This is a genomic window from Streptomyces hyderabadensis (assembly GCF_020404845.1).
Lineage (GTDB): Bacteria > Actinomycetota > Actinomycetes > Streptomycetales > Streptomycetaceae > Streptomyces > Streptomyces hyderabadensis.
In genome coordinates this window covers 35799-48024 of record NZ_JAIOJZ010000056.1, presented here as the reverse complement: position 1 = coordinate 48024, position 12226 = coordinate 35799, and the positions used below count along the sequence as shown (strand labels likewise).

Genomic DNA, 12226 nt, shown 5'->3' with positions numbered 1-12226 from the left:
TCTACGGGGCGGCCGTCGGCGAGATGGGTGAGCCGTTCCAGCATGAGGACCGCGGTGCCGCGCGGGGCCTCCAGTACGGCGGCGGAGTGCGCGTCGGCGGTGACGGCCTCCAAGGTGATCTCGGCGTGGCCGAGCGGCAGCCCCGTGACGGATTCCAGGAGGCGGAAGACGTCGGTGTTCTCCAGGTCGGCGCCGAGCAGGGCGGTGCCGATGTCCAGGGGCAGGTAGGTGAGGTCAAGGGACAGGGGGACGCCGTTGAGGCGGCGCAGGCGCTCGATGTACAGCACGTCGGCGCCGGGCGGGACGCGCAGGCGCTGGGCCACCGGTGCGGGGGCCGGGACGGGCACGGTCGTGCGTACCTCGTTGGTGACGCGGCCGTGCTCGTGCAGGGTCTCCGCGAGGCCCATCAGGCGGTCGAGGCCATGGGCGTACTTGCGGGCCACGACCACCGTGCCGATGCCGGGCTGGCGGGCCACCAGGCCCTCGGCGCGCAGCAGGTCGAGCGCCTGGCGGACGGTGTTGCGGGTGGTGTCGTAGTCGGTGGCGAGGGTGTTCTCGTGGGGGAGGGTGCCGTCGGGGAAGGCGTCGTCCAGGAGCTGGCGGCGGAGCAGGTCGGCCAGTTGACGGGCCCGGTCGGCGCGCAGCCGACGCCGCGTGCGGTGGGCGGCGACGGTGGTCGCGCCCTGGCCGGCGTGGTCTCGGATGCGGTCGGTGGGCGGCATGGCTGGAACCATACCTATCCGGTAGGAATAGTGGTGTTGCTGGAATGTTGCGCCACCGAGGGCTCCGCCGGTTGTGCGGGTGAGCTGGGGTTTCTCTTTGGGGCGGGGGAGTTCTGCCAGCCGTGGGCGCGTGGCGGTGACTGCCCGCGGCCACGGGGCGGGTGCCGTCAGGCCAGTGCGGTCAGCCCCGGGGCGGGTGCCGTCAGGCCAGGGCCGTCAGCCCCGGGGCGAAGGTGATCAGGAGCGGAAGGAGGGGGATCAGGGCGGCCGTCGCCGTGGCCAGGGCGCGGTGGCGGCGGCGCGGGCGGGGCTGGGGCTCCAGGAGGCGGTCGACCCGCTCGCCGAGGAGGCGGTGGCTGGAGGCGCAGGACAGGACGCCCCGGTGCTGGTTCAGCTCGATCAGGGCGAGCGCGGTGGTCAGGTGGCCGCAGCGCCGGGAGGCGGTGTCGTCGGCCGAGAGCTCGACCAGACGGTGGGTCTGGTCGCAGAAGTGGGCGAACAGCGGGACGCTCGGGAACCCGGTGGCCAGGGCGGTCGACAGGTGCAGCAGCCAGTCGTGGCGGGCCCGGGCGTGGCCGCGCTCGTGGGTGAGGACGGCGTCCAGCTGATGGTCGGTGAGGCGGTGCAGGGCGCCGGTGGTGACGACCAGCTGCGGCGGGTTGCCGGGCATCCACCAGGCGTCCGGGTACTCGTCCTCCAGGACCAGCAGGGGACCGCGGGCGGCGGGGAGTCCGGCGGGCAGGTCGGGGGCGCGCTCGCGCAGATGGGCGCGGGACCGGGCGCGCCGGCGGCGGGCCTCGACGAGTTCACGCGCGAGCATGGCGGTCGTCCAGGCGGCACCGGCTGCCAGCAGCAGGGTGAGGACGGCCGCCCAGACCGGGCCGGCGGAGAGGTTGTAGGCCGCGGTCACCGCGGGCGGCGCCGGTGCGAAGAGCTGGGCGCGGACGGTCCCGAAGACGGCCGCGGCACCGAGGACGAGAGCCGTCAGACAGCACAGCAGCACGGTGGCGACCAGGCACTGCCACACCCACAGCCCGACCACCGGGTCCCGGTCGGGCCACGCGGAACGGGTCAGCGCGCGCGGCACCGGCACCGCGGCGGTCACGGCGACGACGAACAGCAGGAGCAGGCAGACGGTCATGCCACTGGCTCCGGATCCTGGTCGAAGGATGGGCGGCTCTGGCTGTGCAGGGGCTGTGCAGGGGCTGTGCTGTACCGGGGCTGTGCTGTGCCGGGCTGTGTGCGGACACCGCCCGACGCCAGTATGACGGGGCCGGGCGGTGTGAGTCAGGTGTTGGCGGGCACCGGATTCGGATTCCGGGCACGCGGGATCCGGAGCCCGTCCGTGGCCCGGCCCCGCCCCGTCGGACTCAGGCGTCCCGTCCGACCACCCGCCCGGTCACCTCGCCCAGCCCCACCCGGACACCGTCGGGTCCCGGGGCCCAGGCCGAGAGCGTCACCACGTCCCCGTCCTCCAGGAACGTCCGCTTGCCGTCCGGGAGTTCCAGCGGGTCACGGCCGTTCCAGGTCAGCTCCAGCAGCGACCCCCGCTCCCGCTCGGCCGGCCCGCTCACCGTGCCCGAGCCGTAGAGGTCACCGGTGCGCAGCGAGGCGCCGTTGACCGTCATGTGGGCCAACTGCTGGGCGGCCGTCCAGTACATGGTGGAGAACGGCGGCTCGGAGACGACATGACCGTTCACGGCGACGGAGATGCGCAGGTCGTAGCCGCCGGGGCCGTCCTGGGCGTCCTTCGTGTCGTCCAGGTAGGGGAGTAGCTCGTGGGTGCGCTCGGGCGGCGCGACCCGGGCCTCCTCCAGGGCGTCCAGCGGGGTGATCCACGCCGACACCGAGGTGGCGAAGGACTTGCCGAGGAACGGGCCGAGGGGGACGTACTCCCAGGCCTGGATGTCCCGCGCGGACCAGTCGTTGAGCAGGCAGAGCCCGAAGACGTGCTCGCGGAAGTCGCCGAGTGCCACCGGAGCGCCCAGTTCGGACGGCACGCCCACCACGAAGCCCACCTCGGCCTCGATGTCGAGACGGACGGACGGACCGAAGACGGGGGCGGCGTCGGCCGGTGCCTTGCGCTGTCCCGACGGGCGCACGACGTCCGTGCCGGACACGACGACCGTGCCGGAGCGGCCGTGGTAGCCGATCGGGAGGTGCTTCCAGTTCGGGGTGAGGGAGTCGGCGGCGTCGGGGCGGAAGATCTGGCCGACGTTGCGGGCGTGGTTCTCGGAGGCGTAGAAGTCGACGTAGTCGGCGACCTCGAAGGGCAGGTGCAGGGTCACCGACGACAGCGGGTGGAAGAACGGCTCCAGGGCCTCGCGGTGGGAGGGGACCGTCACCCACGCCGTCAGCGCGCGCCGCACGTCCGACCACGCCGTGCGCCCGGCCGCCAGCAGCGGGTTGAGGGTGGGCTGCGCGAGCAGGGACGCGTACGGCGAGCCGAGCGCGTGGGCCGCCGCGCCCGCGTCGAGGACGTGGTCGCCGAGCCGGACGCCGACCGTCCGGTTCGACGGCTCCCGCGAGCCGGGGATCGAGAACACGCCGTACGGAAGGTTGTGCGGGCCGAAGGGGTCGCCCTCGGGGACATCGAAGGGGGGCATCGGGTGCTGCCTCGCTTTCGTGCTCGCCATGTGCGCCGTGCGCGCCGTCTGTCGTGCGGGCCACGTTACGGGTGACGCACCGGTCTTGGGCAGTACGGCCGGAGGCGGCCCCGGCAGGCCGCGGTGCCGCCCACCAGTGCGGAGACCCAGAGACCCAGCAACCCAGAGGCCCCGCGATCCCGGGACCCCGCGATCCCGAGACCCCGGGACCCTGAACCGGACTCAGCCGGTGAAGTGTCAGGTTGTGGGGCGTGATCGGGCGTCCGCGTGCATCCGCGACCGGGTTCGGACGCACTCGCTGCGTCCTCGTTCGGAAGCGGTCACGGGTGAGTCGGACGGGTGCGGTGTCCGTATTCTCTGATCATGGACCGCACCGCATGTTCCCTCGTCGCCACCGACCTGGACGGCACGCTGCTCCGCGGCGACGACACCGTCTCCGACCGGTCGCTGGCCGCGCTGGCGCTGGCCGCCGGGGCGGGGGCGTGCCACCTGGTGGTGACGGGGCGGCCGGCCCCCCGGGTGCGCCCCCTGCTCGACCGGCTCGGCTGCACCGGACTTGCGGTGTGCGGGCAGGGCGCGCAGGTGTACGACGCCGGGGCGCACCGGATGCTGTGGTCGGTCACCCTGGACCGGGAGCTGGCCGAGACCGCGCTCGGCAAGATCGAGGCGGAGGTGGGCCAGGTGCACGCCGCCGTCGACCAGGACGGGGTCGACGGGCTGACGCTCATCGAGCCGGGCTACCTGATGCCCCACCCGACGCTGCCCGCGGTCCGCGTCGAGCGGCGCGAGCAGCTGTGGTCCACGCCGATCAGCAAGGTGCTGCTGCGCCACCCCGAGCTGACCGACGACGAACTGGCGGCGACGGCGCGCGCGGTGGTCGGCTCGCTCGCGACGGTCACCATGTCGGGGCCGGGCACCGTGGAGCTCCAGCCGTGCGGCATCACCAAGGCGACCGGTCTGGCGCTGGCCGCCGAGCACCTGGGGCTGGAGCGGCGGCGGACGATCGCCTTCGGGGACATGCCCAACGACATCCCCATGTTCCACTGGGCGGCCCACGGCGTGGCCATGGCCGGTGCCCATCCCGAACTCAAGGCGGTGGCGGACGAGGTCACCACGACGAACGAGGACGACGGCGTGGCCGTCGTCCTCGAGCGGATCTTCGGTACCTCTTAGCCGCGCTGCCGGGGCGGTGCGGTGGTGCGGCAGCGCGGCTGGGCGGCTCAGTACGCGCTGAAGACGTTGTCCATCGAGCCGTAGCGGTCGGCCGCGTAGTTGCAGGCGGCGGTGATGTTGGCGACCGGGTCGTACGGGTCCCAGGAGGTGCCGGGCACGTGGTACGCCTGGAAGGTCGGGTCGATCACCTGGAGCAGCCCCTTGGACGGGGTGCCGTTGACGGCGTTGATGTCCCAGTTGTTGATGGCGAGCGGGTTGCCGGAGGACTCCCGCATGATGTTGCGGTGGATGCCCTCGTAGGTCCCGGGGATGCCGTGCTGGGCCATGATGTCGAGCGACTCGCGGATCCAGCCGTCGAGGTTGTCCGGGTACGTCGTGGCCGCCGTGGTGGCGGTCGTGGCGGCGGCCGGGGTGGCCGCGGAGGCGGTGGTGGCGCCGATGAGCGGCAGCGCGAGCACCGCGGCACCGGTGCCGGCCACCGCGAGCTTGCGGGCGAGGCGGCCGGTGCGGGCGTGACGGTTCTGACCGTTGGCAGACATGCAGTGTCCCTCTCCTTACGCCTACGAGGTGAGCTGTCGGGTTCGGGCGGGGAGGTGCCCGGCCGCGCCCTGACGGGTACGGCTTCACCCCGAGCCGCTCCGGTGGTGACCGGTGCGGCGACTTACCTGGGTCCCCCGCTCCTGCCGGCGAGTTTGTTGGGTGGATGACTGCGACGGGCGGTGGCAGGATTCGGCGTCCGCCCGACAGGCCGGGAACGTATGCGAGAGCACATGTCCGGAACAAGTGCAGGAATCACCCAACGTGCCTGTTGACCTTGGTCTGGGGTGTTTGAGGCTCTTGATCCTTTGCTGTTGCCAAGCCTCAACTGGCTTGCGGGGCAAAGGGAGGGCACAGGTTCGGACGGGGTTGCCTGCGGGTGGTCCGGAGTGAGCCAACTCACTGGCCTCAACAAGCACGGCAAAACGGGCATTAGCCTCAACTGTGCGTCAACCGGCCGCGGGTGAGGACGGCTTCGGGTGTCGGGCGGCGAGGGGAGGGAAGCGGGGTGGGGGGCGGCGTGGCGAGCGGGGTGCGGAAGGAGGTGTCTGACGTGCCCGTCGAGCGGGGTGCGCGGACCGTCGCGGGCCGCGGCCGGGCGGACGGTGTGGGCGCGTGTGTCGATCGGGTGACGTTCTCGAAGTGCGGGCCGTTGGGAGGAGTGGTGGGATCTTCGGTGGCGGCTTCCGGTCCGTTCGCCCTCCGGGCCCGGGTCTGGGGCCGGGTGCGGGTCCGGCTCCCTCCCTCTGGCGATGTCAATCAAAATCTGCTCATATCACCTGATCAAAAACATACCGTTCATGATCCGATACCGACCAGCCTGTAACGGTGGGCGCTAGCGGTGATCGAAACGTGACCGGATACGCTGACTTGAGTGGTGGCAGCGACCTATCGACAAACCAGGTAATCGCCAGTAGACACCAGCAGACAGGAGACCCCTCGTGACCGTCGTCGGGCCGTTCGGGCTGAGCGTGCGGGACCAGGCTCTGGAAGCCGATGTCCAGGCCGGATTGGTTGCTGTCGAGGAAGGGTTGCTTGAGGCAACCAAAAGCGACGTGCCGTTCATCACGGAGGCCGCCCAGCACCTGGTGCGGGCCGGCGGGAAACGGTTCCGGCCGCTGCTGGTGATGCTCTCGGCCCAGTTCGGCGACCCCTACGCCCCCGGGATCGTGCCCTCGGCCGTGGTGGTGGAGCTGACCCACCTCGCCACGCTGTACCACGACGACGTGATGGACGAGGCCGCCGTCCGGCGCGGGGTGCCCAGCGCGAACACCCGCTGGGGCAACTCGGTCGCGGTCCTCACCGGTGACTTCCTGTTCGCCCGCGCCTCCCAGATCCTCGCCGACCTCGGTCCCGAGGCGGTCCGCGTCCAGGCCCTCGCCTTCGAACGGCTGGTCACCGGCCAGATCCTGGAGACCGCGGGCCCCCAGGACGGCCGCGACCCGGTCGACCACTACCTGGACGTGCTGGGCGGCAAGACGGGCTCCCTGGTGGCGGTCTCCTGCCGGTTCGGCGCGATGATGTCCGGCGCCGACGAGACGGTGGTGGACGTGCTGACCCAGTACGGCGAGCGGCTCGGCGTCGCCTTCCAGCTCGCGGACGACGTGCTGGACATCGCCTCCGACTCCGACGAATCCGGCAAAACGCCCGGCACGGACCTGCGCGAGGGCATCCCCACCCTGCCCGTACTGCGGCTGCGCGAGCGGGCGGCCCGGCTGGGACTCGCCGAGGACCTCGCGCTGTGCGAGCTGCTCGACTCCGACCTGAGCGACGACGCGCGGCACGCCGAGGCGCTGCGCCTGCTGCGCGCCCACCCCGCGCTGGAGCAGGCCCGCCGGGACACCGTCAGGTACGCCAAGGACGCCCGGGCCGCGCTGGCCCCGCTGCGCGAGTGCGACGCGAAGGCCGCGCTGGTCGAGCTGTGCGACGCGGTGGTCCACCGGGCCGGCTGACCGCCCGGTGACAGCCGCGCGCGCCGTCACTGCCGGCCGGTGTCGAGCACCGTCCGCCGCCTGCCGGGGTCGAGCGCCGTCCGCGGCCTGCCGGTGCCGCGTGCTGCCTGCTCGTGCCGTCCGCCGCGTGTCGCCAGTGACGTGCGTCACGCCCCACGTCTTTCACGGCTCATGGGTCACGAGGTCGCGCGCCGTCCGCTGCCGGGTGGCGTACCCGGTCCCCTACGGGCCGGGGGAGGCGGCACCCCTGGGTGTCATCCCGCAGGAGTACGCGGAGTTGAGCCCGCGGGCTGACGCTTGCGCTCCGGTGATTTGGTCAGATGGACACCACGGAAAAACACCAATCCTCACCGATTCGGGTGAGAATGGCGGCTCACGGCCGAACACGTGCGAGGTCGCGAGACAGCCGCCGCCGACGACGGAGGTAGGGCACACATGGCACCGATCGATTCCGACGACAACACGACCGCCGGGGAGGGTGAGGAGCTGCGGGCCGGACGGCGCAAGGCCGCGCGGTACGTCGTCCCGGTCGCGGTGATGGGAGTGGCGGCCGCGACGATCGGGCTCGTCCCGGCGCTCGCCGACTCCGGCGACCCCGACCTGCCGAAGGTCACGGCGGAGCAGCTCATAGAGAAGATCGCCAAGTCGGACGTCCAGCAGCTGTCCGGCACGGTGCGCATCAACACCGACCTGGGCCTGCCGGACCTCGGAGGGCTGGAGAGCGGCCTGATGTCCGGAATGTCCGGTGGTCCGGGCTCCGGCGGGGACGGCGAGGGCTCCGCCGCCGACCCGTCGGCCAAGCTCACCGAGCTGGTGTCTGGCAGCCACACGCTGCGCGTCGCGGCCGACGGCCCCGACCGGCAGAAGCTCTCCCTGCTGGAGAACGCCGCCGAGTACAGCCTGATCCACAACGGCAAGGACGTCTGGGGCTACGACAGCCAGTCCAACGAGGTCTACCACTCCACCGCCCCCGACGGCGCCGAGCGGCCGGAGAAGGACGTGCCGGGCAAGGACGTGCCGGCCACGCCGAAGGACTTCGCCGACCAGGCGCTCAAGTCGGTCGACGACACCACGTCCGTGACCGTCGGCGGCACCGCGCAGGTGGCCGGCCGGGACGCCTACCGCCTGGTCGTCGAGCCCAAGCAGAAGGGCTCCACGGTCGGTGCGATCACCGTGGCCGTGGACGCCGAGACCGGTACCCCGCTGAAGTTCACCCTGACCCCGGCGAGCGGCGGCGCCGCCGTCGTGGACGTGGGCTTCACCAAGGTCAGCTTCGCGAAGCCGGACGCGTCGACGTTCGACTTCACGCCGCCCGAGGGCGCGAAGGTCACCGAGGCCGACGAGTCCGACGCGGCCGCCGAGGCCCCGGAGCACGGGCGCCCGGCCGAGGGAGACCTGGCCGAGGGGCTGGACGGCCTCAAGGTCATCGGCGAGGGCTGGAACTCGATCGCCACCTTCGACACCGGCGCCCAGGGCGGCCTGCCCACCGGCTCCGAGGGCGGTGACCTCGGCGGCCTCGGCGGCTTCCTCGGCTCCTTCGGCGACCAGGTCAAGGGCGACTTCGGCTCGGGCACGGTCTTCAAGACCCGCCTGGTCAACGCCCTGATCACGGACGACGGCAAGGTCTACGCCGGTGCGGTCACCAAGGACGCGCTGGTGAAGGCGGCCGACGCCGCGCAGTAGTACGTACGCAGCACCCCCACCCCGTACGGCGAAGAGGACCCCGTACGGGGAAGAGGACGAGAAGAGGGAGCCGATGGCCGAACCGTCCGCCACGGAGCCGGAGCGCCCGCACCAGGAGCGCGCGGATGACGCCGTCATCGCCACCCGCGGGCTCACCAAGCGCTACCGCGGCGGACAACTCGCCGTCGACGGTCTGGACCTGACCGTCCCGGCGGGCAGCGTCTTCGGCTTCCTCGGGCCCAACGGCTCCGGCAAGACCACCACCATCCGCATGCTGATGGGGCTGATCGAACCCACCTCGGGCAGCGCCCGGGTCCTCGGCCGGCCCATGCCCCGCGCGTCCCGCACCGTACTGCCCCGGGTCGGCGCCCTCATCGAGGGCCCGGCCCTGTACGGCTTCCTCTCCGGGCGCGACAACCTGCTGCGCTACGACGCCGCCGACCCGACCGCCGACCCGCGCACCCGGCGCGAGCGCGTCGCCGCGGCGCTGGACCGCGTGGGCCTCGCGGCCGCGGGCGGCAAGAAGGCGAAGGCGTACTCGCTCGGCATGAAGCAGCGGCTGGGTCTCGCCGCGGCGCTGCTCCAGCCGCGCCGACTGCTGGTTCTGGACGAGCCGACCAACGGACTCGACCCGCAGGGCATGCGTGAGATCCGCACCCTCGTCCGGGAGCTGGCCTCCGACGGCACCACCGTCTTCCTCTCCTCCCACCTGCTGGACGAGATCGAGCAGGTGTGCACCCACGCCGCCGTGATGGCCCAGGGACGGCTGATCACCCAGGGCGCGGTCGCCGATCTGTCGGCCGGGGCGCGGGGCCGGCTGGTGGTGACCACGCCGGACGCGGGCGAGGCCGCCCGGGTGCTGAAGGAGCAGGGGGCCGCGGACCTGGTCGTCGACGGGGACCGGGTCACGGCGGAACCGCCGGAGCGCGACCTCGCCGAGGTGAACGCGGCACTGGTCGCGGCCCGGGTCCGGGTCCGGGGCTTCGTCCTGGAACGGGCCTCGCTGGAGGACGCGTTCGTGGCGCTGACCGGGGAGGGTTTCGATGTCGCGGGCTGAGGCGCAGGACGATCGGGTGAGGGAGCCCGCGGTCGCGACGCCGGGCGGCCCGGACGCCGCGCGGACCCCGAGTCCGCTGTGGTCCCTGGGGCTGCTCCGCAGCGAGCTGCTGACCACCTTCCGGCGCTGGCGGACCCTCGCCCTGCTGGCCGTGCTCGCCGCCGTGCCGATCCTGGTGGGCATCGCCGTGAAGATCGAGACCAGCGACGGGTCCTCGCTCGGCGGCGGTGGCGGCGGAGGCGGCGGCGCGGGCCCGGCGTTCATCTCGCAGGTCAGCAACAACGGGCTGTTCCTGGTTTTCACCGCGCTCGCCGCCACCCTCCCGTTCTTCCTGCCGATGGCCATCGGCGTCGTCGCGGGCGACGCGATCGCGGGCGAGTCGAGCGCGGGCACGCTCCGCTACCTGCTGGTCGCCCCGGCCGGCCGCTCCCGGCTGCTGCTCACCAAGTACGCGACGGTGATCGCCTTCTGCCTCGCCGCCACCCTGGTGGTCGCGGTGTCGGCGCTCGCGGTCGGCGCGCTGCTGTTCCCGGTCGGTGACCTGATCACCATCTCCGGCACCCGGATCACCTACGCCGAGGGTCTGGGACGGGCCCTGCTGATCGCCCTGGTCGTGGCCGCCTCACTGGTCGGCATCGCGGCCCTCGGCCTGTTCGTCTCCACCCTGACGGGCAGCGGCATCGCGGCGATGGCCACCACGGTCGGACTGCTGATCACCGTCCAGATCCTCGACCAGATCCCCCAGCTCGACGCGCTCCAGCCGTACTTCTTCTCGCACTACTGGCTCTCCTTCGCCGACGTGATGCGCGAACCGGTCTACTGGGACGACCTGGTGAAGAACCTCGGTCTCCAGGCCCTCTACGCGGCGGTCTTCGGCTCGGCGGCCTGGGCCCGGTTCACGACCAAGGACATCACCGCGTAGCCACGGCGTCCGCGCGCCCGCTGCCCGGCAAGGGTTCCTCGCGTACCGCCCTCGTACCGCGTGACCTCCTGGAACGAGCCTGTGACACCCCGGTGACGCCAGAATCGGGAGCGAGCGGAGAGACTCGACAGTAGGTGCACGACAGGCATGACAGGCTCTGGACGGCAGGAACGCAAGACGCCGACGGAAGCCGCCGATGAGTGGGGGAACGATGTCTCGACTCGGCCGCGACAGGCAGCGGGAAGACGAACGCGCCGCGGGCTCGCCCGATCCCGCGGCGACACCGATCGACGTCCGCGTACCGGACGGCGGCTCCGGGGCGCGCGGTGCCACGGTCGACGGTTCGCTGGTCGTCGCGGCCCCGGGCGAGGAGATCCAGAACGCCGTCCTGAACCGCCTCCACCGCCTCGCCCTCGCCGCCGGTCACCCCGTGCTCGCCACCATCCACGACCGCCGTCTCGGCTACTCCGTCCCGCTCCGGGTCGATCCGGACGGTTCCAGCCACCTCGCCGCGGAACCGGTGCCGACGGCGGCGAAGGACGTGCCTCCGGAGGGCCTGCCTTCACAGGGCGTGCCCGTGGAGGACCCGCCTGTGACGGAGTCGCCTGTGAAGGTGCCGCCTGTGGAGGTGCCCGTGCCGACGCCCGGGTCGTCGCCCGTCCGACAGGACCGGCACACCCGCGTCCTGCGCCCGGTGGCGCCGGTCCGGGACAGCGCGCCGACGTTCACGCTGCGCGCCCTGCCGGAACCGGCCGGGGGCACGCCGCCCGGTACGGTGGCGCCGCCGACGGGCGTCTTCGGGCCGCCGCCGCGCATGGACGCCGTAGCCACGGCGGACGTCTCGCCGGACGCGGGGTCGCGCCCGGTGCCGGGTCCGTTCACCGCCGTGCCGGAGCCGATCCCGGCGCCCGAGCCGCGGGCGACCTCCGCACGCAGGCCGGAGACGACCCCCGCCCCCGCACCCGAGCCGGCGGCCGCCCCTGACCTCGGCCCACGCCCCGACCCGTACTCCGACCCCGACCCCAAGCCGACCCCCGCCCGCGGGTTCGACGCCGTGGCCGAGGCCGTGCTCGGGGACGCGCCGCTCACCGCTCCCGGCGACGCCACCGCCCCCGCCCTGCTCGCGGAGCCGACGGTCCGTATCAACGAGGCCGTCAAGGAGGGACGTACGGAGGTCGCGGCCCGGCTGGCGGAGGAGACGGTGACGGAGGCCTCGCGCACCCTGGGACCCGAGCACCCGGAGGTGCTCCGGCTCCGTGAACTCACGGCGTACATCGCCTACTTGTCGGGCGACCCGCACCGTGCCTTCCGGCTCTCCCTCGACCTGGCCCGGATACACCGGCGCTCGGGCGACGCCGAGGCCGCGTACGGCAACGTCCAGAGCGCGGCGACCGCCTGGCGTGCCGTACGCGACCCCGCCCGGGGCCTGGAGCTGGGGGACGATCTGGTCGGCCTGTGGGGCGAACTCGTGGCCGAGGACGGCCCGGCCGCCGAGGACGCCGAGGAACTGGAGTCCGCCCGCGCCCGCATGGGCCGCCTCACCGAACGCGTCCGCGCCCAGACGGGCTGACACG

At 73.0% G+C, this 12226-nt stretch carries 10 protein-coding genes and 1 riboswitch; of the genes, 6 read left to right on the top strand and 4 right to left on the bottom strand.

The features are described from left to right. The 3 genes from K7854_RS31310 to fahA form a co-directional block, all read right to left on the bottom strand. The coding region (locus K7854_RS31310; protein WP_226029925.1) for a GntR family transcriptional regulator at nt 1–722 on the bottom strand (722 nt) is incomplete at its 3' end. 202 nt (nt 723–924) lie between these two features. Next, complete coding sequence (locus tag K7854_RS31305) at nt 925–1863, bottom strand: M56 family metallopeptidase (protein ID WP_226029924.1); 939 nt, start codon at nt 1861–1863, stop codon at nt 925–927. 229 nt (nt 1864–2092) lie between these two features. Then, nucleotides 2093–3328 (bottom strand): fumarylacetoacetase, encoded by a 1236-nt coding sequence (fahA, locus tag K7854_RS31300; RefSeq protein ID WP_226029923.1) that lies wholly within the window; start codon nt 3326–3328, stop codon nt 2093–2095. A 363-nt stretch (nt 3329–3691) separates the two neighbouring features. On the opposite strand from fahA, the gene K7854_RS31295 reads away from it, so the two are divergent. Beyond that, nucleotides 3692–4501, top strand: coding sequence for an HAD family hydrolase (locus tag K7854_RS31295; RefSeq protein WP_226029922.1), 810 nt, complete (start codon nt 3692–3694; stop codon nt 4499–4501). Between the two features lie 47 nt (nt 4502–4548). Here K7854_RS31295 and K7854_RS31290 read toward each other — a convergent pair whose 3' ends face one another. Further along, complete coding sequence (locus tag K7854_RS31290; protein ID WP_121701171.1) at nt 4549–5040, bottom strand: transglycosylase SLT domain-containing protein; 492 nt, start codon at nt 5038–5040, stop codon at nt 4549–4551. A gap of 4 nt (nt 5041–5044) precedes the next feature. Beyond that, nucleotides 5045–5200: riboswitch (cyclic di-AMP (ydaO/yuaA leader) on the bottom strand. A 779-nt stretch (nt 5201–5979) separates the two neighbouring features. Here K7854_RS31290 and K7854_RS31285 point away from each other — a divergent pair. The 5 genes from K7854_RS31285 (at nt 5980) to K7854_RS31265 (ending at nt 12222) form a co-directional block, all read left to right on the top strand. Beyond that, nucleotides 5980–6990, top strand: coding sequence for a polyprenyl synthetase family protein (locus K7854_RS31285; RefSeq protein ID WP_226029921.1), 1011 nt, complete (start codon nt 5980–5982; stop codon nt 6988–6990). A gap of 435 nt (nt 6991–7425) precedes the next feature. Further along, on the top strand, nt 7426–8673 hold the full coding sequence (locus tag K7854_RS31280; protein WP_226029920.1) for a LolA family protein: 1248 nt from the start codon (nt 7426–7428) through the stop codon (nt 8671–8673). 73 nt (nt 8674–8746) lie between these two features. After that, nucleotides 8747–9730, top strand: coding sequence for an ABC transporter ATP-binding protein (locus K7854_RS31275; RefSeq protein WP_226029919.1), 984 nt, complete (start codon nt 8747–8749; stop codon nt 9728–9730). Next, nucleotides 9717–10652, top strand: a complete 936-nt coding sequence (locus K7854_RS31270) for an ABC transporter permease (protein WP_226029918.1) — start codon at nt 9717–9719, stop codon at nt 10650–10652. The genes K7854_RS31275 and K7854_RS31270 overlap by 14 nt, the downstream gene beginning before the upstream one ends. 211 nt (nt 10653–10863) lie before the next feature. Then, entirely contained in the window at nt 10864–12222 is a 1359-nt protein-coding gene (locus tag K7854_RS31265) for a tetratricopeptide repeat protein (RefSeq protein WP_226029917.1), read from the top strand. Nucleotides 12223–12226 lie beyond the last annotated feature (4 nt).

What these genes read in the sequence shown, in the direction of transcription:
- K7854_RS31305 (WP_226029924.1), bottom strand. Translation starts at nt 1,863, where the DNA reads ATGACCGTCTGCCTGCTCCTGCTGTTCGTCGTCGCCGTGACCGCCGCG.
- fahA (WP_226029923.1), bottom strand. Translation starts at nt 3,328, where the DNA reads ATGCCCCCCTTCGATGTCCCCGAGGGCGACCCCTTCGGCCCGCACAAC.
- K7854_RS31295 (WP_226029922.1), top strand. Translation starts at nt 3,692, where the DNA reads ATGGACCGCACCGCATGTTCCCTCGTCGCCACCGACCTGGACGGCACG.
- K7854_RS31290 (WP_121701171.1), bottom strand. Translation starts at nt 5,040, where the DNA reads ATGTCTGCCAACGGTCAGAACCGTCACGCCCGCACCGGCCGCCTCGCC.
- K7854_RS31280 (WP_226029920.1), top strand. Translation starts at nt 7,426, where the DNA reads ATGGCACCGATCGATTCCGACGACAACACGACCGCCGGGGAGGGTGAG.
- K7854_RS31275 (WP_226029919.1), top strand. Translation starts at nt 8,747, where the DNA reads ATGGCCGAACCGTCCGCCACGGAGCCGGAGCGCCCGCACCAGGAGCGC.
- K7854_RS31270 (WP_226029918.1), top strand. Translation starts at nt 9,717, where the DNA reads ATGTCGCGGGCTGAGGCGCAGGACGATCGGGTGAGGGAGCCCGCGGTC.
- K7854_RS31265 (WP_226029917.1), top strand. Translation starts at nt 10,864, where the DNA reads ATGTCTCGACTCGGCCGCGACAGGCAGCGGGAAGACGAACGCGCCGCG.